Here is a 23,455-nt window from a genome sequence, read left to right on the forward strand (position 1 = left end):
ATTAATGGTGAGACGAATAATTCTAGAACTTTTTATCACCTTTGTAAGGTGATCGCACGCTCGATTTCATTAAAACCACCAATTGGACCTTTCCCCTACCCCCGCACCTTTTTCAACATCATCGGAACCATGTAGACCGGCACAGCGGAAAACTGCAGAACCCTGGCAGCCGTCCGGCCTATGGAGGAGCCCTCTTCCATGCTGCGGCTGTGACTGCCGACCACAAGCAAATCCACATCCAGCTTGTGCGCCTGTTCGAGAATCACGCTGGCAGGCTCGCCCTGCACGACGCGCACCGTACGAATCAGGGAAAGGTCCGAGTGCCCTTCGCCCAACTCTTCACGAAACCCGTCGAGCATTCGTTGCTCTATTCCACTCAAAAATGCATTCACACCTTTGCCGCGAAGCTCTTTCAACGCTTCCTCGCCCAGGTAACTCTGCAGCACCGACTCGGCGAACAGGCCCAGAGGCTCGACGACATGGATGACGTACAGCTCGGCGTTGAACGTTCGAGCCAGCGCCAGCGCGTGCTGCGTTACATAAGGCGCGTACAGACCGAGGTCTGCGGCATACAGCATCGAACGAACCATACAACCTCCCGAACAACCCGAATGGCGGAGATTGACTCAGCGTAGCAGCGCATCATCGGCTGCGACGGCGGACTTCTCAGCCCCCGTCGGCAAGCGGCACTATTTCGTTGCTGATGCCGTGTGGAACGTGCCCCGTCGCCACTACATCACGCGCCTTCTCGCAGTGGCCGGGCTGATCGTCGAAGAACACATCGGCGGCGAACGCTTCAAGGAAGGCCGATTTCTGCAAACCACCGAGAAACAGCGACTCGTCCAGACGAATGTCCCATTCGCGCAAGGTGCGGATCACGCGCTCATGGGCAGGTGCCGAGCGAGCCGTGACCAGCGCGGTGCGAATCGGGCAGCTCGCGTCGGGAAACTCGCGCTGCAGTTGATTGAGTGCGGCGAGAAACGGCTTGAAAGGCCCGCCGCGCAACGGCTCGCGAGCCCACTCACGCTCGCTGGCCTGAAAGGCCGCCAGCCCGCCGCTCTGGTACACCCGCTCCGATTCGTCGGAAAACAATACCGCGTCGCCATCGAAGGCAATCCGCAACTCGGCACTGGCTGCACGCCGTGCGCCACCCGAAAGGATGGTCGCGGCCGCGAACCCGGCATCCAGGGCGCTGCGTACATCCTCGGCATGGGTGGAGAGAAACAGGTGGCAGCCAAACGCTGCGAGATACGGGTAAGGACTGCGCCCGCCGGCAAAGGCGGCGCGACTGATGTCGAGGCCGTAATGCTGAATCGAGTTGAAGACCCGCAGGCCGGTATCAGCACTGTTGCGCGATACCAGCACCACTTCGACGCGCGCCTTCTCCAGGCTGGCATTGAGGCTCAGCAGTTTTTCCACCAGCGGGAACGCATCGCCCTGCGCGAGAATTTCGTCCTCATGCTCGATCTGATACTTGCGGTAGGCCTCGACGCCATCGGCCATGTACACCTCATGACTGTCGCGCAGATCGAACAGTGCGCGCGATGAAATCGCCAGTACCAGCTTATGGTCTTCAGCTTCTGTCATGAATCACTCCTTGCTTGCCGGGCGGTTGCCCCGATCGATGAACGCCAGTGCCTGATAAAGCACCCGCACGCGAGGCATGTCAAACCCGGCGGCAAGCGCCGCCGCAAGGGGCCGGGCATAAATGGCGTCCAGCTCCAGCGGGCGTCTTTCGGCCAGGTCGTGGTACATGCTGGGCCTGTAATCCGGCATGTTTTCGGTCACTGTAAACAGATGCTGCGCGAAACCCGGCGGCAAGGTGTGCCCGCAGGCCTCGGCCCCCTGCACGACCTCGTCCATCAGCGCCCGGATCAAGACCTGACTGTCAGGATCGGCCATCAATCGACCGGTACTGGTCTGCAACAAGGCCGACAGCCCGTTATAGGGCACATTCCAGACCAGCTTCTGCCAGCGGGCCTGCTGCAGATTGGCCATGACCGGCGCGTCGATGCCGGCCGTCTTGAACAGGGCCGCGCAGGCTTCGACCACCGCCATGCGGCTCGCCTCATCGTCCGCCGGGCCGCTGTGATAGCCGACACTGACCGCACCGAAGGCTTCATGGGCGACGACGCCGGGCGCAACCCGGTTGACGCAGACGAAACACAGCCCGCCGAGTATGTGCAGGCTGTCGGGCAGGACGTTACGCAGTTGGTCTTCGACAGCCAGGCCGTTTTGCAACAGCAACACGCTGGCATTCGGCGCAGCCACCTGACGGATGATCGGACCGAGCGCGGCATTGCCGGTGCTCTTGGTGCCGACCAGCAGCCAGTCACAAGGCGGCATTTCAGCCGCCGAGCGATACGCCTGAACGGGCTTGAGGGACAGCTCGCCGTGCACGGCGCTTTTGACCTGCAAACCTTCGCGCGCCACCGTGTCAAACTCGCTGCGCAGCAGAAAATGCACATCGTATCCGGCACGCGCCAGCATCAGTCCGTAAAAGCCACCGATGGCACCCGTACCAATGATGCCGACGCGCGGACCACGGGAATCAACACTCATGACCTCTCCCTTGACTGTCTCGCTATTTGCGGCCGTACACTATCCGTCGCAGCGGATTGTCTTGCAATAAGGCAGCGCATCCCGGGCAACGACCTGGCCAATACCTCGTTTACTTATTGTCGAACAGCGCGATAACGCGCTAAGGTTCGGCTCCCCGCTGCGCTCAAACCAGCTGGACACCGCCGCACGGGGGACCGTTGGCGGCCAGTACCCGCGACCTGATGAGTAACACGATGGCTGATTTACCGATTGACGACCTCAACGTTGCCTCCAACGAGACTCTGATCACTCCGGATCAGCTCAAGCGCGACATCCCCCTGACCGATGCTGCCCTGCAGACCGTCAGCCAGGGCCGCGAAGTGATTCGCAACATTCTCGATGGCCATGACCACCGCCTGTTCATCGTGATCGGCCCGTGCTCGATCCACGACCTCAAGGCAGCCAAGGAGTACGCCGAGCGTCTCAAGGCGCTGGCGGCGGAAGTGTCTGACACGCTGTATCTGGTGATGCGCGTCTACTTCGAGAAGCCGCGCACCACGGTGGGCTGGAAAGGCCTGATCAACGACCCGTACCTGGATGACTCGTTCAAAATCCAGGATGGCCTGCACATCGGTCGCCAGTTGCTGCTGGATCTGGCCGAGATGGGTCTGCCCACCGCCACCGAAGCCCTGGACCCGATCTCCCCGCAGTATCTGCAGGACCTGATCAGCTGGTCGGCAATCGGCGCGCGCACCACAGAATCCCAGACTCACCGCGAGATGGCTTCGGGCCTGTCCTCGGCAGTCGGTTTCAAGAACGGTACCGACGGCGGCCTGACGGTTGCCATCAACGCCTTGCAATCGGTGTCGAGCCCGCATCGTTTCCTGGGTATCAACCAGGAAGGCGGCGTGTCGATCGTGACCACCAAAGGCAACGCCTACGGTCATGTGGTGCTGCGCGGCGGCAATGGCAAGCCCAACTATGACTCGGTCAGCGTCGCGCTCTGCGAACAGGCGCTGAACAAGTCCGGCATTCGCCCGAACATCATGGTCGACTGCAGCCACGCCAACTCCAACAAGGACCCGGCGCTGCAACCGCTGGTGATGGAAAACGTCGCCAACCAGATCCTGGAAGGCAACGAATCGATCATCGGCCTGATGGTCGAGAGCCATTTGAACTGGGGCTGCCAGGCGATTCCCAAGGACCTGTCGGAATTGCAGTACGGCGTGTCGATTACCGATGCCTGCATCGATTGGCAAAGCACTGAAAAGACCTTGCGCAGCATGCACGCGAAACTCAAGGATGTGCTGCCAGCTCGCAAGCGCAAGTAATTGCCTGACCGACTGCACTGCAATAACGAAAACGCCGAGCAAATGCTCGGCGTTTTTTTATGCTGACTGTCGGTAGCTACAGGTCGTCAGAGCTTGGCGGCCTGCGACTGCAGATCATGGAGCTCCATGTAGCGCTCGACATAAGAGCAGGACGGTATGACCGAATAGCCCATGCTGTCGGCATAATCGAGCGCCTCCTTGGTCAGCGCCGCAGCAATTCCGCGACCCCGCAAGGCGTCCGGTACAAAGGTCCGATAGAAGTCCAGGGTCTGCTTGCCTAGATCCATATAGGTCAGATAGGCACGGTGGCCGTCGATAATGATTTCGAAATGGTGGCCGACTTCGTCATGGTGGATGGACAACGCCTCGCTCATCGCTACTCCTCGCGGGTCTTGGAATTTGACCCCTACCTTACCGGTCTTTTTCAGGCGAAGGAACATCTACGCCACCCAGTGCCTGTTTTCGACACCGGTAGGGCACTGCCGATCTCGACGGACATCACACTGAGATAGTAGGCGCCATTAGCGACTATGCTCAAGCGCGCTCGATGTAAAAATACCCGAAAACGCTCATGTGCCGACCGACAGTCAATCAGGAATGGTCTTGCATGAACTGTCCGGAACGCTTCAGCACGGCAGGGGTCCGGTTAAAGTGGATAGTTTTTGTACAGAACGCTTGAGAAGTAACGCGGAACGCTTTCAAAGCGAGGAATTTTAGCAGCTTCTTGCGCCGGGTCCGTTTACTTACTACAAACAATGGGTACTATGTACGCCGGTCGTTTTCTCATTTTCGAGAGATGACTAATTTGAAAAAAAATTCCTTGAAGGTGAACACGATGAACAACGTTCTGAAATTCTCTGCTCTGGCTCTGGCCGCAGTTCTGGCTACCGGTTGCAGCAGCGTATCCAAAGAAACCGAAGCTCGTCTGACCGCTACCGAAGACGCAGCAGCTCGTTCGCAAGCACGTGCCGACGAAGCCTACCGCAAGGCTGACGAAGCTATGGCTGCTGCTCAAAAAGCTCAGCAAACTGCTGACGAAGCCAACGAGCGCGCTCTGCGCATGTTGGACAAAGCCAGCCGCAAGTAATAATCCCCCGGGATTATTGAAAGCCGACCCGGCAACGGGTCGGCTTTTTTTTGCCTGTTCTCTGGCTCGGTGATTGCGTGCAATAGCCTGAATGACTCCAGGAACAGGGCCAAGACCCTATGACTCTCTTTTGACGGTTTTTCGTTGTCAGGTGGATTGAGGTTCGGCTCAGGTCACCTTTTCGCCCCTCGGCGAGTCACTTTGAAGGGGCCAAAGTGACCAAAGCCCCTGGCTCCGTTTCCGGCCCGACTTCGTCGGGTTCCTTCGCCCTGTCACTGATCCGGGGGTCGCCGCAACGGACCATCCATGGTCCGGTGCGGCTAGCCTGGCGTCCTGCCAGGCTACCCCCGGATCAGCGCCAGGACTCAGCCGTCACTTACGTCGCACTCTGCGTCGTCTGTGCCATCGTGATCGAAAAGCGCGTATGGCGGCCTCCTGCGGGCGCGGCATGACGGTGTGTTGAGCTGAAGACTTGTGACGCGGAGCGTCACGAACCGCATGCCAACGCTCCGCGTTGGCACGATAGCAATTGCTGGCGACGATTTACTGAAAAATCACCGGCTCTTCGGCATTCGCAGGCGCTTTGCCCGGTTCTGCGATCTCCACCGGCATGCCGTCTTCGGCCGCGACCACATCACGTACCACGTCCCAGTTCATGCGCAGATTGTTGGCCAGGTCGTCACGCTTGAGCAGCGCGTTGATCACCGCCGTGTGCTTGTCGACCACCGACGGGTTGCCCAGGTCATCAACCGGCGTGTGCGCTTCGAGGTAAACCTTGCCGCCACTGATGCCGAACTTGTAAGGCTCGCTGATGATGCGCACGGTCGTACCGACCGGAGCCATGTCGGCCAGTTCCAGCACGTTATTGTTGTACATGCGGAAACAGCCGTGGCTGGTGCGCATGCCAATGCCGAACTTCTTGTTCGAGCCGTGGATCAGGTATCCGGAAAGCCCCAGGCCGAATTTGAACGGCCCCAGCGGGTTGTCCGGACCGGCCGGCACCACGTCAGGCAGCGGATCGCCATCGGCCGCATGCTCGGCCTTGATCGAGGCCGGCGGTGTCCAGGTCGGGTTCGGCGTCTTGGCCGTCACCTTGGTCACGCCGATCGGCGACCCCCAGCCTTCACGACCGACACCCAGTGGATAGGTGTGCACGACATTCTGCCCCTTGGGGTAGTAATACATGCGGTATTCGGCAAGGTTGATGACGATCCCTTCGCGCGGACCCGGCGGCAGAATGAAGCGGGTCGGCAGCACGATGTCCTTGCCCGCCCCCGGCAACCAGGGATCGACGCCAGGGTTGGCAGCGATCATTTCCAGATAGCCCAGATCGTATTGGGTGCCCAGATCGGCGAAGGTGTCTTCGTATTTGGCCTTGATGACCTGCACCTGCCCCACGATGTCTTCGCCGGGCGGCGGCAACGGAAACTCCAGTGCATGGACAGAGCTCGCCGCGCACAGAGCAGCAAGCGACAGACAGCGGGTAACGGCTGGAATGCGCGACAACATCCGGGAGATCCTTCGGGTAACGACTAAAGAGATGGAAACAAGAACTGAAGTGTACACCGGCCCTTGCCGGATCGGGGATATCTGCGGCCGACCTTCCGGCAGTCATGACAGCTAGAGTTCAGGCCAGATCGGATTCATCCCCCTGCGCTGCGCGTCCATGATGGCCTTGCACAAGGGGCACAGACGCTCATCACGCATGGCCTGCAGTTCGACGGCGCGCATTTGCGGCTGGGCCGGCAATAAAGTGCCGCACAATGTACGGTCGATCGAGCCGCCCAGCTCCAATTGGCGAGCGATCAGATGGACGCGCACTTCCTGACAGGCGAACAGATCCAGCTGCTCATCGGGTTCAAGCATTTGATAGGCATACAGGGACCAGGCGGGACGCGGCATGGGGGGCTCCAGATCGGGGGCGCCACATTAGCCGAAAGCCCCCGCCCGGGAAAGCCTCAAAGCAGCGGTTTCAGGCTCGGCCAGACATTTTCCAGCAACTTGCCCTGAGCGGCCGCCGCCGGATGCAGACCATCGGCCTGCATCAGCTCGGGCACCCCGCCTACACCTTCCAGAAAGAATGGCACGAAGGGGACCTTTTTTTCCTCGGCCAGGTTGCTGTAAACCTCTTCAAAGGCCTTGGTATAGCGTGGCCCGTAGTTGGGCGGGATGCGCATGCCCAGCAACAGCACTTTGGCACCTGCCGCCTGCGAGCGGTCGATCATCGATGAAAGGTTTTGTTGCAATTGAGCAGGCTGCTGGCCGCGCAGGCCGTCGTTGCCGCCCAATTCCAGAATAACCAGCTCCGGCTTATGCTCTGCAAGCAGCGCAGGCAAACGCGCCTGGCCGCCTGCACTGGTGTCGCCACTGATCGACGCATTGACCACCTTGTCGTCGAATCCCTCCTTGCTCAGACGCTGTTCCAGCAAACTGACCCACCCCACGCGGGTATCCAGCCCGAAAGCCGCACTGATACTATCTCCAACGATCAACACCGTGCCCGCCAACGCGCCCTGTGACAGCAGCAGTAACCCCAGGCCAGCACTTAAAAACAACGCACGCATCGGATTCTCCATGAGTGAAAGTATTCTCAGTGCCCAAAGCCTCAGCAAAGTAGTCCCCAGCACCGAAGGTGACCTGACCATCCTGCACGAACTCTCCCTGGAACTAAACAAGGGCGACACGCTGGCCATCGTCGGTGCCTCCGGTTCGGGCAAATCCACCCTGCTCGGCTTGCTGGCCGGGCTGGACCTGCCCAGCGCCGGTTCAGTCATCCTTTCGGGCCGCAACCTCAGCGAACTGGATGAAGACCAGCGCGCCAGAGTGCGTGCCGAGCACGTCGGGTTCGTGTTTCAGTCGTTCCAGTTACTCGACAGCCTCAACGCGCTGGAAAACGTCATGCTGCCGATGGAGCTCGAAGGCCGCAAGGACGCCCGCGAAAAAGCCCGTGACCTGCTGGAACGGGTGGGCCTTGGCCAGCGCCTGACCCACACGCCGCGTCAGTTGTCCGGTGGCGAACAGCAACGGGTCGCCATTGCCCGCGCCTTCGCTGCCGACCCCGACGTGCTGTTTGCCGACGAACCCACCGGCAACCTTGACAGCCACACCGGCGAACGCATCAGCGACCTGCTCTTCGAACTGAACAAGGAGCGCAACACCACGCTGGTGCTGGTCACTCACGATGAGCGTCTGGCGCATCGCTGCCGTCGCCTGATCCGCCTTGAAGGGGGCCGACTGGTCGCCCCGCTGGAGACTTGATGGCACGTTTGCCTTTTGCCCGCCTGCTGAGCCTCGCTGTCCGCCAACTGATGCGTGATGCCCGCGCAGGAGAGTTGCGAGTACTGTTCTTCGCCCTTCTGGTCGCCGTGGCGGCGAGCACCGCCATCGGTTATTTCGGTGCCCGTCTGAACGGCGCGATGCTGCTGCGGGCGACCGAGTTCCTGGGTGCCGATCTGATTCTCGAAGGCTCGAGCCCGGCGCGTGCCGAGCAGGTCGAAGCAGGCAAACGCCTGCAACTCAAGCATGCGCAGATCGTGGTGTTTTCCAGCGTGATCGCGACCGACGCAGGTATCCAGCTGTCGAGCATCAAGGCGGTGGACGACGCTTACCCATTGCGCGGCGAACTGAAAAGCGCCGCGGACCTGTACCAGCCGGAACAGGCTGGCAGCGGTCCGCAACCGGGTGAAGCCTGGGTCGAGGCACGCTTGCTTCCTGCGGTCGACCTGAAGGTGGGAGACGACCTCGACGTCGGCTCCAAAACCTTGAAACTGACCCGCATACTGACTTACGAGCCAGACCGGGCAGGCAACTTCTACAGCCTGACCCCGCGCGTGATGATCAACCTGCAGGACGTCGCTGCCACCGGCGTGGTGCAGCCGGGCAGCCGGGTCACCTATCGGGAGATGTGGAGCGGCCCGCCGCAAGCACTGGCGGCCTATCGCAAAGCCATCGAGCCGGGCCTTGAGCCGCATCAGGAAATCAAGGACGCCCGCGATGGCAGCCAGCAGATTGGCGGCGCACTGGGCAAGGCCGAACGTTATTTGAATATGGCCAGTCTGGTCGCCGTCTTGCTGGCGGGCGTTGCTGTCGCACTGTCGGCATCCCGATTCGCCGCACGGCGCTTCGATGCCAGCGCCCTGCTGCGCTGCCTGGGGCTGTCGCGCGGGGAGACGATGACCCTGTTCAGCCTGCAACTGGCGATCATCGGCTTGCTGGCCAGCCTGAGTGGTGCCTTGCTGGGCTGGCTTGCACAACTCGGGCTGTTCGCGCTGCTGCAAAATCTGCTCCCGGCGACCGTTCCGCCGGGGGGCGTACTGCCTGCGCTGGCAGGCATGGGCACCGGGCTGGTAGCGCTGGCCGGTTTCGCCCTGCCGCCGCTGGCTGCACTGGGTCGCGTGCCGCCGCTGCGTGTACTGCGCCGCGACATGCTGCCGATCCCCGCCAGTTCCTGGCTCGTGTATGGCGCAGCGCTGCTCGCGCTGGGCCTGATCATGTGGCGCCTGAGCCTGGACCTGGTCCTGACCTTCGCCCTGCTGGGTGGTGGTATCGTCGCCGCGCTGCTGCTCGGCAGTCTGTTGCTGCTGGCGCTCAACAGCCTGCGCCGCCTGCTCTCCGGCGCCTCGCTGCCCTGGCGGCTGGGTTTGGGACAACTGCTGCGTTACCCGCTGGCCGCTGCCGGCCAATCACTGGCTTTCGGCCTGATCCTGTTGTCGATGGGCTTGATCGCGCTGCTGCGCGGTGAGCTGCTCGACACCTGGCAAAATCAATTGCCCAAGGATGCACCGAACTACTTCGTGCTCAACGTACTGCCGGCCGATAAAGAAAACTTCGCCCAGACCCTGGGCAAGCTGTCCACTCACGCGGCGCCCCTTTACCCGGTGGTGCCTGGACGCCTGACCAGCATCAACGGTGAACCGGTCAGCAACTTCGTGACCAAGGATTCGCGCGGTGAAAATGCCACGCGTCGCGACCTGAGCCTGACCTGGGCCGCCGAGCTTCCCGAGGGCAATACCCTGACTGCGGGCAGTTGGTGGAAAGCGTTGCCTGCGTCCGCGCAGAGCGACGCGACGCCCGGTGTCTCGATCGAGGCCAAACTGGCCGACAGCCTGAAAATCAGACTGGGCGACCGCCTGAGCTTCATTGTCGGTGGACTGACCCGCGAAGCCGTGGTCACCAGCCTCAGGAACGTGAACTGGGATACCTTCCAGCCCAACTTCTTCATGATTTTCCAACCCGGCACCCTCGCCGACTTGCCGACCACTTACCTGACCAGCTTTTACCTGCCACCCGGCCAGGACAAGCAGATCGTCGAGCTGTCGCGCGCCTACCCGTCCATCAGCATTCTGGGGGTAGAGGCCCTGCTGGCACAGGTACGCAGCATTCTTGATCAGGTCACCCTGGCTGTGCAGTTCGTCCTGCTGTTCGTGCTGGCCGCAGGTATCGCCGTGCTGTTTTCCGGATTGCAGGCCACGCTGGACGAACGCATACGGCAAGGCGCACTGCTGCGCGCACTGGGCGCAGAGCGAGCGCTGCTGATCAAGTCGCGACGTATCGAATTCGGTTTGCTGGGGGCCGCGAGCGGTGTGCTGGCGGCACTGGGTTGTGAGCTGGTGAGCTTCGTGCTGTACCGCTACGCCTTTTCGCTGGAATGGCAACCGCATCCGTGGCTACTGCTGCTCCCGGTGATCGGCGCCCTGCTGGTCGGTGGTGCCGGTGTATTCGGCACCCGCCGCGCACTGAACGTCAGCCCGCTGACCGTGCTGCGCGAGGGTTGAGGCTACTCACAAATCCAGTGGGAGCGAGCTAGTTGTGTATAGCGATCAGCGCTCCGCGTGAGAATGCAATTCCGGACGCTCTGCGTCCGGCCTCACTTCTCGTAATCAATCGAATTCACGAACCAGAGTTTCTCGCCTTCAGGCGTATTGACCAGCACCTCGTCGCCGACTTCCTTCTTCAGCAAGGCGCGAGCCATGGGCGAGTCGATGGAGATGTAGTCGTTGCGCCCATAGATTTCGTCATAGCCGACAATGCGAAACTTCTTGAGATCGCCCGCTTCGTTCTCGATCTCGACCCAGGCACCGAAGAACACCCGCCCTTCCTGCTCCGGCGAATACTGCACGACACGCATGTCTTCGAGGCGCTTGCGCAGGTAGCGCACGCGTCGGTCGATCTCGCGCAGCAGCTTCTTGTTGTACTGGTAATCGGCGTTTTCGCTGCGATCCCCGAGCGATGCCGCCCAGGCGACTTTTTGCGTAATGTCAGGCCGGTGCTCTCGCCACAGGTAGTCGAGTTCTTTCTTCAGGGCTTCATGCCCGTCACGGGTGATGATCTTTGTACTCAAGAGGTTTCTCCGGCCCTGAAAAAATCAGTTCGACAGGCAATAAAGACTCAACGTCGCGCCACCTCATGCTGGATGCAGCCGTCGTAATAGACCTTGGTCACCGCATCAGGCTTGAGCCGCGACTCGCTGTCGTAAGTCTGCTCCGTGATACGCAATGCCATGGGCCGCATCCATTGTTTGGCAAACTTGCGCGCCTGCAGCTTCTGCCGCGCGCCATAGCGAGTCACGCCTGACAGCTTGGAGGCCTGCGCACCGCCAGCAATGGCCGAGCCCCAACGACACAGGTAACGCTCGTTTTCCGTGGCGTTTCTGGCCTGAACGGAAAAAGCCAGCCCGGAAAGCGTCAGGCACGCCAGAGCACAATAGACCAAACGCATGCGAAAACCACCTAATCCTTTGATAAGGCGGCGATTTTGCCTGTCCGCTCACGCGCCGGGGGCCAGCAATATGCCTTCTCTGCCAATTGGCTGAATCAGGCGATTCAACCCAGCGTGATCAGGCCCTGCCGGGCGATGCGGGTCAGGTCTCGAATCACCTGCCCGACATCGTCTGCCTGCGGCGATTGCACCACGGCGAGGTCGAATTGATCGTCAGCAAAATGGCTCAGCGACTGGTGGGTCTCGGCAAACTGAATCAGAAACGCACAGGAACCGCCACGCCGACGTGGCCAGCCATCGAGATAGCGCAACAGCGTGGGCTGATGGGAGCCACTGAGGAGGATTTTCGGATTCTTGCGTGACAAGACCGTGCTGATCGGGGAAAGACGAATGAGGGGGCGCAGGTTGTTCATGGTGGTTTCTCTGCCTCGCAAGATCCGCTGGGCAGCGGTGAGAGGCAACACCGAACCAACGTTTTAGCGGTATTTCGACAAGACTTCAGCCTTGCCAGGCGCCCCGCAAGTAGTTGTTAAATCGGCGCTTGAGCACGCATCCTAGAGAAACGTCCCATTCGTTGTCAATTGCCATTCATGGCAGGAGCCTGCAAACGCACAAGGCCCGCTACAAGAGCGGGCCTTGCACAGCAAGCGTAGCCGGTTATCGGCCGATGATACGGTCCAGCGACAACTTGCCTGCACCTTCGATGAGTACTGCCACGGCACCGCCGAGCAGTGCCAGCGCGTACTCGTAGCCGTTGTTGGCCATGAAGAAGCCGTTGTGGATATGCACGGTGAAGATCGCCACCAGCAACAACAGGATCACCACGACCGCAGCGGGACGAGCCAGCAGCCCCAGCAGCAGGCCCAGGCCGCCAAAGAATTCGGCGCTGCCCGACATCAGCGCCATCAGGTAACCCGGCGTCAGGCCCAGGCTTTCCATGTACTGCGCAGTGCCTTCGAGGCCATAACCACCGAAGGCGCCGAACAGTTTCTGGCTGCCGTGCGCGATGAACGCGATACCGACGATGACGCGCAGGACAGTCAGGCCGTAACCGGCGCGAGTGGTGAGGACCGACTTGATCAATGTGTTCATGCGAGACTTTCCGTGAGTGATGGGTGATTAACAGCGAGTGGCGCCATGATAATCAAATTCACTCATGTAAAAACCGCAAATAACGGCGCATACAAATCGAATAAATCGATCTTTAGCGTTTTACCGCAGGTTTGGGCCCGCTCTTTTCCAGCGAGTCACGCTCGCGGTCGAAGGCCAGGTAGTACTTGTTGACGCTGTTCACGAACGCCACGACATTGGCACCGCCCTGTTCCATCGCCACACGCTCGGTCTGGAAGAACCACTGGTTCGGGTTCAGCCCGCGACGCCGCGCTTCCTCGCGCATGCCCTGCACGCGCTCAGGCCCCAGGTTATAGGCGGCCATCACGAATGCCATGCGCTCGCGTTCGTTGACCCGGTTACTGGAGAAATACTTGCGCTGGATCAGCGCCATGTAGCGCGACCCGGCACGGATGTTGTCGTCAGCGCTCTGGATGCTCGGCACGCCAACGCTTTTTGCTGCCGACGGCGTGATCTGCAACAGCCCTGTCGCGCCGCCACTGCCCTTGGCAGACGGGTCTAGCTTGGATTCCTTGAACGCGAGGGCTGCCAGGTCAAGCCAGTCCATGCCCTGTGCATCGGCATGGCGTTGCAACATCGGACGCAGTTGTTCCAGACGCTGCAGGTTGTTGCGCACCAACGGGTTGTTGACCTTGTAGGTGTTCTTGTACGCGTTGGCGAACACCTGATCCTGCTGGGCCGACGGCTTATAGTCTTTAAGGAAATCGTCGACACTGGCCCGCAGCTGGGTGGCATTGTCACGAACGAACCAGCTGATATCCCCGTGGGTCTGCAAGGTCAGGCCGCGTTCGATGCGCAGTTTGGGCATGATCCTCGCCCAACGCTCGGCAATCGGCTGCTCGACCAGGGTCATCGGGTAAATCCCGGCCTGGACCATTTCCAGCACATCCTCGACGGCCAGACTGGGGTCGACCCATTCGATTTTTGCCAGGGGCAGCTTGCGCAGCTCCAGTTGTCGATTGACCTGATGCAGGGCTTCATCGGCGGCACTGCCGGTGGGCAGGCTCAGGGTCTTTCCGGACAATTGATCCACACGGCGCACACTGCGCTGACCGCGAACGCCGACCAGCACCAGAGGCACGTCGTGCACGATCGGTGCGCTGGCCTGAATGCCCTTGGCATCGCTGACATCGAGCAGCTCGCCGGGCGCGATCATGTCGCCTTCTCCCCGCTGCAAGGCCGTCAGCAGCTGGTTCTTGGCCTTGGGGATGACCTTGATCGTGACCTTCTGCCCGGTACGGGAATGGCTGTTGAGGTACTGCTCGAAGGCTTGCAGACGATGGTATTCGACGCCGATTTCCTGCCCCTTGACGTCGCCGGAGCTGTTACGGCTCTGATTGACCAGCACGCGCAGCACCTTGCTGCTGCGAATCGCCGGCAAATCGCGCACCTGCACAGTGTGCTGCACGACCTCGGGACCGGTCTGCCGAGCAGAAACCTGCAAGGGCAGCAGCGGTAACAGGCAGATCAAAGACACAAGCGCGGATCGGATCATTCACTTCCCCAGGGCAATGCCGGAAAGAAACAGGAAAAAGGAAATCTTGAGGTCACGCAGCAGCATCGAACAGCGAAGGAAATCGTTGAACCTTGAGGTTCAATCGCTTGAATACCCAGCGTTTTCTTGTTGTGGCCAGAGCTCTGGTATGCTCGACAGCCTTCAGCTGGAGGTAGCACCATGCAACTCATCGACATCGGCGTCAATCTGACCAACGCAAGCTTCGCCTCGCAGCGACAGGCGGTACTCGACCGCGCCTATGCCGCAGGCGTCGAACAACTGGTGGTGACCGGCACCAGTGTCGAGGGCAGCGAACACGCCCTGCAGCTGTGTCACGAGCTGGATGAAAGCGCGCAACGCCTGTTCTGCACGGCAGGTATCCACCCGCATTCGGCGAGCGATTGGACCGGTGACACCGAGAAACAGTTGCATGCCCTGCTCAAGGAAAATCGCGTTCGCGCCGTGGGTGAATGCGGCCTGGATTACAATCGCGATTTCTCGCCTCGCCCCAAACAGGAAAAGGTCCTGGAGGCGCACCTGGCCATGGCCGTGGAACTGCAATTACCGGTGTTCCTCCACGAACGCGATGCCAACCAGCGGCTGCTGGAAATTTTGCGCGATTACCGCGACCGCCTGCCCGCGGCGGTTGTGCACTGTTTCACCGGCGAGCGCGCCGCGCTGTTCAGTTACCTGGACCTTGACCTGCATATCGGCATCACCGGCTGGATCTGCGACGAACGACGCGGCACCCACCTGCACGCGCTGGTGGGCAATATCCCTCGCGGCCGGCTGATGCTGGAAAGCGATGCGCCCTACCTGCTGCCACGCAGCCTGCGCCCCAAGCCGAAAAACGGTCGCAACGAGCCGGCTTACCTGCCGGAAGTCTTGCGCGAAGTAGCCTTGCATCGGGGCGAAACGCAGGAAGACCTCGCACGCCACAGCACGGATTGCGCACGGCAGTTTTTTGCTTTGCCGACGCTGAAAAAATCCACAGAGGATTAAAATCTGCGGCTTTGTTGACCCGTATCAAAGGGCTCTTCGGTGGTTGAGGCACAGTGATGGCATCTTGCTGCTACTTCAACCGATTACCGAAGAAGACCCCTCATGGCCTCATGGCTTGGCAACCTGTCACTGAAATACAAGTTCTGGGCCGTCAACGCGGTCGCTTTCGTCACCACCCTGTTGCTGGTGCTGTACGCCATGCAGACAGAGCAACAAGCGCGGACCGATGTGTCGCGTCAGGCAGCACAAGCGCAGGCGCGCCTGCTGGCCGCCTGGCCCGTCGACGCAGCACTGCCCTCCAGCGATACAATACTGACTTACCGCCAGGGTCAGACACCGGTTGTCGATGGCCTGGCGCTGCCGGAACTGGCTGACGCCCGCAACTGGGTGGCGCTGGACAAACCCGTCGGCGATCGATGGCTGAGCGGTGCGCAGATCATCACTCGCGGCGCCGAGCAACGGATTGCGCTACTGGCATTCACCCCGACCTTCATGCACATCCTGCTGGATCGCTTCACGCATTACGCGGTCGCGGTTTTCGTGCTGATGCTGTTGATGCTCTGTGCCTCGCAGCTGCTGATCCGCTTTCTGCTCAGCCAGCTCAACGCGCTCAAGGATGTGATGCTGCACGTCGAAAAAAGCGGCGACCTGGCGGCCCGTGTTCCCAACCGCAGTGACGATGAGGTCGGACAAATGGCCAAGGCCTTCAATGCCATGCAGGCCGGTTACCAGCGGGTGGTCAACACCGTTTCGCAAACTGCCGGGCGCCTCGATCAGGGCGCCGCGCATCTGGCGGCAGGCATGAAGGAGGTGCGCCAGGGCATGCTCGGCCAGCAAAGCGAAACCGACCAAGTGGCCACGGCCATCAACGAGATGACTGCCACGGTCCATCACATTGCCCAGCACGCCACGGCCACCCGTGATCAGTCGCAGACCGCCGACGCACTGGCGGGCAGTGGCAAGGTGGTGGTCGACCGAGTGCAGGTGTCCATCGCCGGGCTTTCCAGCGGCGTGCAGCAGACGGCGGAAATGATCCAGCGCATGGCCGAAGACAGCCAGAAGATCAACGGTGTGGTCAACGTGATCCACAGCATTGCCGAACAGACCAACCTGCTCGCCCTCAACGCAGCCATCGAAGCCGCACGCGCCGGGGAAATGGGTCGGGGTTTTGCCGTGGTCGCCGACGAGGTACGTAATCTGGCGAAACGGGTGCAGACCTCCACCGATGAAATCACCACGATGGTCTCGACCCTGCAAAGCGGCACTCGCGATGCCGTGGACTTCATGCAGGAAAGCTCGTCCAAGGCTGACGAATGCGTGCAGCAGGCCCGGGAAGCCGGTGATGCGCTGGCGGCAATTGCCGGTGCCGTGGCACAGATGCGCGAAAGCAACACGCAGATCGCCGTCGCCGCCCAGCAGCAAAGTCAGGTCGCCGAGGAGATGAATCGTGCGGTGGTGAGTATCCGCGATGTCACCGAACGCACGGTGATTCAGACGGTTGACTCGGCCAGTACCAGTGACGAACTGGCCACGCTGGCAGGCGAACTGAATGCCGCCATTGGCCAGCTCAAGCTGTAACAGGCTATCGCCGCGATAGACAGGCTTGACTCGTCAGCGATCGGCGCGCGGGCCTATCCTTCAGGCATTGAACGACGCTTTACGCGTTACCTGAAGAGGACCGCATCATGAACAAGCCACTTTCCGATCTGCAGTTGAATCAATGGCGTGACAGCAACGACAGTCAGGAGCACTCGGCCAGTCTGGCTCTGTACCTGATCGCCGTGCCGCTGTTCATTCTGGCGGCCCTGCTGATCCTCAACGGCCTGTTTTCCGAAAGCCTTTCATCGGTTGCCATCGGCGTGATCGGCCTGGTGGCGGCGCTGGGGTTTCAGCGCCAGGACGCCGCCCGGGCCGCTCGCAAACCTTGATCCGGTTGCCGGTCAGCCAAATACGGTAACCGTCTGGCGGCTGATTGCGATCAGCTCGCCGTCGGGGCTCCACAATGCCGCGGCGGTATGGCCATAGCCATCGCGGGCATGCTCGATGACTGCGCGGTAGCTGCACCACTGCAGGGTATCGAGCGACGGCTGGGGCTGGACGAACTCAATGGTCCAGGTCAGTGAGCTGCCGGGGGCAGGTTTGTCCAGGTGCGGCAGTACCGCAGGCGGCCAGGTGTCCACCAGCGCCAGAATGTGCGCTTCGCTCATGGGCGTGGCGTGCGGCGTATCGCGAAAGCGCACGTAGCCGCCAATCGCCGGTGATCGGGTATTACTGAACGGCATGCCGCCCAACGCCCAGCGGATGTCCATGAAGCGCAGGTAATCAGGCATCACGCCGCTGGCGAACGGCAGCTCCGGGCATTGATCAACCGGTTTAAGGACCGGCGCGGCCTCTGCGGCAACGGTGATCATCGATTCCCGAGGGGCACCGAAGCTGCCTTGTATCAGGGTCATGACCTGACCGTTCTGCATGGCGCGTCCCAGCACCTGACTGACTGCCTTGCCATGGCGCAGGGTGTCGACCTCGAAAGCAATCGGCACACCGGGCGCGGCCGGCCCGACAAAGGTGATCGCCAACGAACGAACCGGCCGCCCTTCCGGCACCTCTGCACGCATCGCTTCGTAGGTCAGCGCAGCCATCAGCCCGCCGAAGCAGGCACGCCCTTGAGACCATTCGGCAGGGATCGTGACAGAGCGCGGATCGCGACGCAGCGCATCGATCAGTTCAGAAAAGGTCATGCTCACTCCACACGTCAACACACAAGTGGATGGATGATAACCATCCTCTTAGTTAACGACAGGCCGCATAATAGCCATTTTTGCGGCCTGAATGACCTGCCTCTCGACAAATCACAGGATCAGAAACAGGCTTTGGCCAAGCGTTTGAGCGATGCTTCGGCCTTGCGCTCGGCGCCTACTATGCCGATCTGCCAGCCCGGCACGCAGGGAGCCAGATCCGGTTGCTCTGCCGCCTGCGCCAGCCATTGCAGATGATCGTGCCAGTCGCCCAGTTCGCCTTGTGCGGACTTGAGCCGCGCCTGCATGTTTTTCGGCTGGTGGCTGAGTTGCGGATAGGCTTCGGCAGCGTAACGTACGCGCTTGATCAGCAGGCGCAGGTCATGACGGTCATGACCGGGCTCGGCGATGGCCACACGCAACTTGTGCCATTGCTTGTCCATGCGCTTTTCGATGGTCTTGCGCAAGCCACGCAACATGCCCTGGCGCTGTTGCAGGCGCAGCATTTCCGGGAACCGGTCAATCAGCTTGAGCAGGCGGGTCAACTCGGGCGAGCTGGCGACCTTTGGGCAGGCGCTTTCCAGGTAACGGTTGCGTGTGAATGCAGCCTCGTTCAAACCCTGCTCTTCAAGAAACCCGGCGAGCACCTGCATGTCACGCAACGGCGTGGTCAGTTGGCCGACCGCCCTGGCCGCCTCTTCCAGCTCTGCCGCACTCGGGTTTTCCCGCAGGGGCCGCAGTACGCTGCGCAGACGGCGCACCGTGGTACGTAAATCGTGCAGCGCTTCGCTGTCAGTCGAAACGGCGAGACGTGCCTGACACGCGAGCAATTTGACATCCAGCGCCAGCACTTCGGCGACCAGATGATCCACCATTGAAGACATGCAATTCCCCTTCGACAAACTGATTCATGAATGCCTGTCCCTGACGGCTGACAGCCTCCATGGCAAACCACGGCGCAGCGTGCTCAGCGCCTGCCTCAAGCGGCTTGCCGAAGCCAGCCGCCCAGCATAGCGCTGCGCTTGAAATTCGCGGACGAAACCTTCAATGGCCTCGGCATGCTGCGGAAAATAGAGCACCGCCCTGCGGCAGAATGCGTCAGCGCCTTCACCCGGCATACGACGCAGACCATGGCGGGCGAGCAAGCGTTCAAATGCGTTGAACACGCGCAGTTGCGAGTCGCTTTCGCGTTGCCAGGGTTTGAACAGCCATAACGCCACCAGGCCCAGTGAAAACAGGCTTCCCAAGACAAAAACCGGCGCCTGGAACCCTGAAAACCAGCGACCGAGAATTTGTAACTGCTGTTGTCCCTGATAGCCCAGCACCCAGCGCTGCCAGCCGTAATTGAGGTTATCCCAACTGAGGCGCAGGGCGTTGACCCAAGGCACGTTGCGGTAGCGCAACGCTGAATAGGGCGAGTCCTGCAGAAACGCTTCGTCCGCCGCCAGCGCCTGCTCCAGACCTTGCTCGATACGTTGCGGCGCCACGGCTGCAGTCGGGTCGACGCTGCGCCAGCCCACGCCCGGCTGCCAGTATTCCACCCAGGCATGCGCGTCGAACTGGCGAACAGTCAGGTACTGCCCGTCGGGGTTCAGTTCGCCGCCCTGATACCCGGCCACCACCCGCGCCGGGATGCCCGCCGCGCGCAGGACAAAGGTCATGGCACCGGCATAGTGGGCGCAAAACCCCTGACGACTGGCAAACAGGAATTCATCGATGCTGTCATTGCCCAATGGCACCGGCTTGAGGGTGTAGTGAAACGGCTGATCGCTGAAGTAACCGAGCAGCGCCGCGACCATGGCGTCCGGTGTGGTGTAGCGGCGGCGCAGTTCATCGGCCCATTGCCGCGCCTGATCATTGCCCTTGGCAGGCAACTGCAGGTCCTGACGCTGGATCTGCTCGCTGGACAGCGGATCACGGACGCTCTGTGGCCATGAGTTGACGGCGTAGAGCAGCGACTGTTCGACGGGGCGTCTGCGCTGCAGGCGGAAGTCGCTCATCTGCCGCACGTCCGGCAACGTGGTTTCTGCCACGTCGAGGCTTGGCAGCCAGGGCCGGCCGCTGGCTTCCATGACAACGCTGTAGGCCAGCGGCTCACCGCGTTTCTCCCACTGCGCAATCTGTACGGTCTGGGCGCGGGCCGACTGCGACCAGCGACGCCCATCGAACTGCTCAAGGGTCAGACCGCGCCAGTACAGCTGATTGCGCGCCGGGATCGGCCCTTCGAAACTGGCGCGGAACACCAGCGCGGGCGATTTGCTCAGCTCGGCCATGTCGCCGGGTGCCATGTTGTCCGACAGGCCGGTGACGCCTTTGTTGCTCGGCTGCGGCAGCGACCAGAGCGGGTCCAGACGCGGAAAGAACAGAAACAGCAGGAGCATCAACGGCAGCGCCTGCGCCATCAGCTTGAACGCCAGCTTGAGCGTGTCGGCCGACCTGCCGGCCAGGTCAGTGTGTTGCAGGCCGATCAACGCAGCCAGCAGCGCGCTGACCGGCAGCAGGCTGAAGAGCGCCCATAGCAGGTTATCTTCGAACAGATAGCCGACCGCCACGCAGAAGAAGCCAAGGAAAATCAGCACCCGCGCGTCACGGCGATTGTTCATTTCCAGCATTTTCAGAACGAATGCAGCCACCAGTAACGCAGCCCCGGCATCCAGCCCGACCAGGCTGCCGCGCGCCAGATAAACGCCACCGGCGGTGCCCACCAGCAGCCCGGACTTGACCCAGGTGCCAGGCAAGCGCACGCGCATGCGGAACGCTTGAACGCGCCACACCGTGCAGCCCAGCCAGAGGATCATGATCGACACCGGGACATGCAGCGCGAACGGCAGCACCACCAGTGCCTGCGCCACCAGCAGCCAGGTCAGGCTGACACGCGGAATGGGCGCGGCGGGAACTGCCTTGACCTTGTCGTTCATGAGCGATGGCCGTACAGCGCAAGGGCGCGCAGGCAGACTTCGCGGTGTGCATCACCGCTGTCCACCGCTGACAGAAAGCCCGGTAACCGCAGGGCAAACGGCTGGTGCCGCTGCGACAGCTCCAGCACCCAATAACACAGGCGCGACAGGCGCTCCTCGATATCCCCGCCCAGTGCCATGAAGTCCAGGCACAGGTCATGGCCACTGAGGTCGGTGAAGTCCTTGATCAACAGCCCCTGCCCGCGTGAATACGCCTTCCAGTGCAGGCGACTGCGATTGTCGCCCGGCTGATAGCTGCGCAGGCCCTGATAATCATCGACACCGGCCCCCTGGGTGGCATGGCCATCGTCCTCGGCATGCGGCTGCACGCCCTTGAGCAGCGGCAGGGTCCCGGACAAGGGTCGAGGATAGATCAAGGCGCTCTGCTCCAGATCGAGCCAGCTCCAGGCGCGAAAAATGCCCAGCGGAAACACACTCTCGATCCTCAGCCTTGGCGCACGCAGCCAACCGCGCTTTTCGGCGGGCAGGGTCAGCTCCAGGTCGGTCAGCCCTCGGGGTAGCACATCGCCTGACTGCAACGCTGTCGCGCTCCAGCCCAAGCCCAATGCGTGGTGAGCCTGCCCGGCACTTTCCAGGCGCAGGCGCAATTGCACCGGCTCGCCGACAAATACCGAACGCGCCACGCCTGCACTCAGAACCAGACCGCTGACGTTGCGGTAGGTGTGCAGGATGGCCAGCACGCCTATCGACAGCAACAGAAAGGTCAACCCGTAGGCCAGGCTGTTCTGGTAATTGATCGCCACCAGCAGCATGAGCACCAGCACTAACGCGTAAATCATGCCGGTGCGTGTCGGCATGATGAAAATGCGCCGGTGGTCGAGGGCAATGCGTGACGCTGGAGGAATTCGCCTCGACAGCCAGCGTTGCCAGAGCGGTTTGAGCGGTTCGATCAAAGCACGGGCACCTCGCGCAACAGCCATTGCACCAGCGCACCGCCGCCATGCCCGGTCGGATCGCTGCGTTCACGCAAGCGGTGGCCGATCACCGACGGCAGCACCGCCTGCACGTCCTCGGGAATCACATACTCACGCCCCAGCAACATCGCCCAGGCCCGTGCAGCGGCCAGAACCGCCAGGCTCGCCCTGGGTGAAAGTCCGTAGGCGAACTGCGGCTGACTGCGCGTCGCCTCGACCAGTCGCAGGACATAATCAACCAGCGCGTCACTGGCACGCACCTGCCGCGCCTGCGCCTGGAGCTGGCCAAGCAGGGCGTGATCCAGAATCGGTTGCAGACGCGGCAACAGCTCGCGGCGCGACTCGCCCAGCAGCAGGGCTTTCTCTGCGGCTCTGGCCGGGTAGCCCATGGAAATGCGCATCATGAACCTGTCCAGTTGCGACTCGGGCAAGGCAAAAGTGCCGCCGGAGCTGAACGGGTTCTGGGTCGCGATCACAAAGAATGGATCGGGCAACAGACGCGTCGCGCCTTCGATCGACACCTGCCCTTCTTCCATCGCTTCCAGCAACGCGCTCTGGCTCTTGGGCGTGGCGCGGTTGATCTCGTCGGCGAGCACCAGCTCAGCGAAAATCGGGCCCGGATGAAAGGTGAACTGCCCACTGTCCCGATCAAATACCGAGGTCCCCAGGATGTCACCTGGCAGCAAGTCAGAGGTGAACTGAATGCGCTGATAACTCAGACCAAGAATTTTCGCCAGCGCATGACTGAGGGTAGTCTTGCCCATCCCCGGCAAGTCCTCGATCAACAAATGCCCGCCGCCGACCAGACACGTCATCGCCAGGCGTACCTGCGCCTCCTTGCCCAGCACCACCTCATTGATCGCGCTCAGGCACGCATCGAGTTTTCTACCCATCGAAAGCCCCTTCCGGCAACTGCTTCATGACTGTGGGACTGCAAGCGATGCTAATGTCCGAACACTTTAAAGTGAGCGTAGGCCGTTTCGCCAGAGTTGGTTAGGCCTACCGTCTCGCCAGACTGAAAGATTTGTGACGCAGAGCGTCACGAACGGCATGCCGACGCGGAGCGTCGGCACGATAGCCAAAACAATCTCATGCCTTACCCGCAGCCACTGCCGCAAAAGTTCTTTTCAACCACGATGGTACTGACGACGCAGAGTGCGACGTAAGTGACGGCTGAGGCCTGGCGCTGATCCGGGGGTAGCCTGGCAGGACGCCAGGCTAGCCGCACCGGACCATGGATGGTCCGTTGCGGCGACCCCCGGATCAGTGACAGGGCGAAGGAACCCGACGAAGTCGGGCCGGAAACAGGAGCGAGGGGGTTTGCCTACTTTGGCCCCATCAAAGTAGGTCGCCGAGGGGCGAAAAGGTGACTTGAGCCAGAAACAAACATCACTGATATCGCAGAACCGCCGTGTGACGCAGAGCGTCACGAACTGCATTCCCACGCTGGAGTGGTGTGACCCCCGAAGGTTGGACAATTATCCACCTACGCTGCCTTGGCGGCCTGCATTCTGTATTCCACAG

Annotated in this window: 24 protein-coding genes; 7 read left to right on the forward strand and 17 right to left on the reverse strand. The window is 61.3% G+C overall.

Going from position 1 to position 23,455, the window contains the following annotated elements; genetic code table 11:
* Window positions 1–95: 95 nt before the first annotated feature.
* The 3 genes from KBY02_RS09580 to KBY02_RS09590 all read right to left on the reverse strand — a co-directional run bounded on the left by KBY02_RS09580 (window position 96) and on the right by KBY02_RS09590 (window position 2,562).
* Window positions 96–590, reverse strand: a complete 495-nt coding sequence (locus KBY02_RS09580; RefSeq protein ID WP_003406771.1) for a universal stress protein — start codon at window positions 588–590, stop codon at window positions 96–98.
* Between the two features lie 76 nt (window positions 591–666).
* The gene (locus tag KBY02_RS09585) at window positions 667–1,587 is read right to left on the reverse strand and encodes a 5'-nucleotidase (RefSeq protein ID WP_003406772.1); all 921 of its coding nucleotides are present in this window, start codon (window positions 1,585–1,587) and stop codon (window positions 667–669) included.
* 3 nt (window positions 1,588–1,590) lie between these two features.
* Window positions 1,591–2,562, reverse strand: a complete 972-nt coding sequence (locus KBY02_RS09590) for a putative 2-dehydropantoate 2-reductase (RefSeq protein ID WP_032653971.1) — start codon at window positions 2,560–2,562, stop codon at window positions 1,591–1,593.
* 233 nt (window positions 2,563–2,795) lie between these two features.
* Here KBY02_RS09590 and KBY02_RS09595 point away from each other — a divergent pair, with 233 nt between their 5' ends.
* The gene (locus KBY02_RS09595) at window positions 2,796–3,872 is read left to right on the forward strand and encodes a 3-deoxy-7-phosphoheptulonate synthase (RefSeq protein ID WP_003406774.1); all 1,077 of its coding nucleotides are present in this window, start codon (window positions 2,796–2,798) and stop codon (window positions 3,870–3,872) included.
* Window positions 3,873–3,958: 86 nt separating this feature from the next.
* Here the strand turns inward: KBY02_RS09595 and KBY02_RS09600 are convergent, their stop codons facing one another.
* Complete coding sequence (locus KBY02_RS09600) at window positions 3,959–4,246, reverse strand: GNAT family N-acetyltransferase (protein WP_003315710.1); 288 nt, start codon at window positions 4,244–4,246, stop codon at window positions 3,959–3,961.
* A 461-nt stretch (window positions 4,247–4,707) separates the two neighbouring features.
* Here KBY02_RS09600 and KBY02_RS09605 point away from each other — a divergent pair, with 461 nt between their 5' ends.
* Window positions 4,708–4,959, forward strand: a complete 252-nt coding sequence (locus KBY02_RS09605) for an Lpp/OprI family alanine-zipper lipoprotein (RefSeq protein WP_003347084.1) — start codon at window positions 4,708–4,710, stop codon at window positions 4,957–4,959.
* Window positions 4,960–5,502: 543 nt separating this feature from the next.
* On the opposite strand, the gene KBY02_RS09610 is transcribed toward KBY02_RS09605, so the two are convergent.
* From KBY02_RS09610 to KBY02_RS09620, 3 genes are all read right to left on the reverse strand, one after another.
* On the reverse strand, window positions 5,503–6,468 hold the full coding sequence (locus tag KBY02_RS09610) for a L,D-transpeptidase family protein (RefSeq protein WP_003423665.1): 966 nt from the start codon (window positions 6,466–6,468) through the stop codon (window positions 5,503–5,505).
* A gap of 111 nt (window positions 6,469–6,579) precedes the next feature.
* Window positions 6,580–6,861 (reverse strand): hypothetical protein, encoded by a 282-nt coding sequence (locus tag KBY02_RS09615; RefSeq protein WP_003315714.1) that lies wholly within the window; start codon window positions 6,859–6,861, stop codon window positions 6,580–6,582.
* A 56-nt stretch (window positions 6,862–6,917) separates the two neighbouring features.
* A complete protein-coding gene (locus tag KBY02_RS09620) occupies window positions 6,918–7,523 on the reverse strand; it encodes an arylesterase (RefSeq protein WP_024640708.1) in 606 nt (201 codons plus the stop codon).
* 10 nt (window positions 7,524–7,533) lie between these two features.
* Between KBY02_RS09620 and KBY02_RS09625 the strand changes: the two genes are divergently transcribed.
* The gene (locus KBY02_RS09625; RefSeq protein WP_032653974.1) at window positions 7,534–8,217 is read left to right on the forward strand and encodes an ABC transporter ATP-binding protein; all 684 of its coding nucleotides are present in this window, start codon (window positions 7,534–7,536) and stop codon (window positions 8,215–8,217) included.
* Window positions 8,217–10,733: an ABC transporter permease gene (locus KBY02_RS09630; RefSeq protein WP_225650226.1), complete on the forward strand. Its 2,517-nt coding sequence runs from the start codon at window positions 8,217–8,219 to the stop codon at window positions 10,731–10,733. Before KBY02_RS09625 ends, KBY02_RS09630 begins: the two co-directional genes overlap by 1 nt.
* A 92-nt stretch (window positions 10,734–10,825) precedes the next feature.
* Here KBY02_RS09630 and greB read toward each other — a convergent pair whose 3' ends face one another.
* From greB to KBY02_RS09655, 5 genes are all read right to left on the reverse strand, one after another.
* Entirely contained in the window at window positions 10,826–11,299 is a 474-nt protein-coding gene (gene greB, locus KBY02_RS09635) for a transcription elongation factor GreB (protein ID WP_003316622.1), read from the reverse strand.
* A 47-nt stretch (window positions 11,300–11,346) separates the two neighbouring features.
* Window positions 11,347–11,676, reverse strand: a complete 330-nt coding sequence (locus KBY02_RS09640) for a hypothetical protein (RefSeq protein WP_003316621.1) — start codon at window positions 11,674–11,676, stop codon at window positions 11,347–11,349.
* Window positions 11,677–11,780: 104 nt separating this feature from the next.
* A complete protein-coding gene (locus KBY02_RS09645) occupies window positions 11,781–12,089 on the reverse strand; it encodes a hypothetical protein (RefSeq protein WP_003406785.1) in 309 nt (102 codons plus the stop codon).
* Window positions 12,090–12,333: 244 nt separating this feature from the next.
* Window positions 12,334–12,768, reverse strand: coding sequence for a DoxX family protein (locus KBY02_RS09650; RefSeq protein WP_003406787.1), 435 nt, complete (start codon window positions 12,766–12,768; stop codon window positions 12,334–12,336).
* Window positions 12,769–12,880: 112 nt separating this feature from the next.
* A complete protein-coding gene (locus KBY02_RS09655; RefSeq protein ID WP_058823398.1) occupies window positions 12,881–14,302 on the reverse strand; it encodes a transglycosylase SLT domain-containing protein in 1,422 nt (473 codons plus the stop codon).
* 180 nt (window positions 14,303–14,482) lie between these two features.
* Between KBY02_RS09655 and KBY02_RS09660 the strand changes: the two genes are divergently transcribed.
* From KBY02_RS09660 to KBY02_RS09670, 3 genes are all read left to right on the forward strand, one after another.
* The gene (locus KBY02_RS09660; protein ID WP_011267411.1) at window positions 14,483–15,304 is read left to right on the forward strand and encodes a TatD family hydrolase; all 822 of its coding nucleotides are present in this window, start codon (window positions 14,483–14,485) and stop codon (window positions 15,302–15,304) included.
* A gap of 102 nt (window positions 15,305–15,406) precedes the next feature.
* Complete coding sequence (locus KBY02_RS09665; protein WP_058823399.1) at window positions 15,407–16,882, forward strand: methyl-accepting chemotaxis protein; 1,476 nt, start codon at window positions 15,407–15,409, stop codon at window positions 16,880–16,882.
* Between the two features lie 107 nt (window positions 16,883–16,989).
* Window positions 16,990–17,232: a hypothetical protein gene (locus KBY02_RS09670; protein ID WP_011267409.1), complete on the forward strand. Its 243-nt coding sequence runs from the start codon at window positions 16,990–16,992 to the stop codon at window positions 17,230–17,232.
* A gap of 12 nt (window positions 17,233–17,244) precedes the next feature.
* On the opposite strand, the gene KBY02_RS09675 is transcribed toward KBY02_RS09670, so the two are convergent.
* From KBY02_RS09675 to KBY02_RS09695, 5 genes are all read right to left on the reverse strand, one after another.
* Window positions 17,245–18,042, reverse strand: coding sequence for an acyl-CoA thioesterase (locus tag KBY02_RS09675; protein WP_024652795.1), 798 nt, complete (start codon window positions 18,040–18,042; stop codon window positions 17,245–17,247).
* Between the two features lie 119 nt (window positions 18,043–18,161).
* Window positions 18,162–18,923 carry a CHAD domain-containing protein gene (locus KBY02_RS09680; protein WP_011267407.1) on the reverse strand — a complete coding sequence of 254 codons (762 nt, stop codon included), beginning with the start codon at window positions 18,921–18,923 and terminating at the stop codon, window positions 18,162–18,164.
* A gap of 24 nt (window positions 18,924–18,947) precedes the next feature.
* Entirely contained in the window at window positions 18,948–20,957 is a 2,010-nt protein-coding gene (locus tag KBY02_RS09685; protein WP_104683966.1) for a DUF3488 and DUF4129 domain-containing transglutaminase family protein, read from the reverse strand.
* Entirely contained in the window at window positions 20,954–21,937 is a 984-nt protein-coding gene (locus KBY02_RS09690; RefSeq protein ID WP_104683965.1) for a DUF58 domain-containing protein, read from the reverse strand. Before KBY02_RS09690 ends, KBY02_RS09685 begins: the two co-directional genes overlap by 4 nt.
* On the reverse strand, window positions 21,907–22,824 hold the full coding sequence (locus tag KBY02_RS09695; RefSeq protein ID WP_011267404.1) for an AAA family ATPase: 918 nt from the start codon (window positions 22,822–22,824) through the stop codon (window positions 21,907–21,909). The genes KBY02_RS09690 and KBY02_RS09695 overlap by 31 nt, the downstream gene beginning before the upstream one ends.
* Between the last annotated feature and the right edge of the window lie 631 nt (window positions 22,825–23,455).

Source organism: Pseudomonas sp. P129, from assembly GCF_020312195.1.
GTDB classification, from domain to species: Bacteria; Pseudomonadota; Gammaproteobacteria; order Pseudomonadales; family Pseudomonadaceae; genus Aquipseudomonas; species Aquipseudomonas fragariae.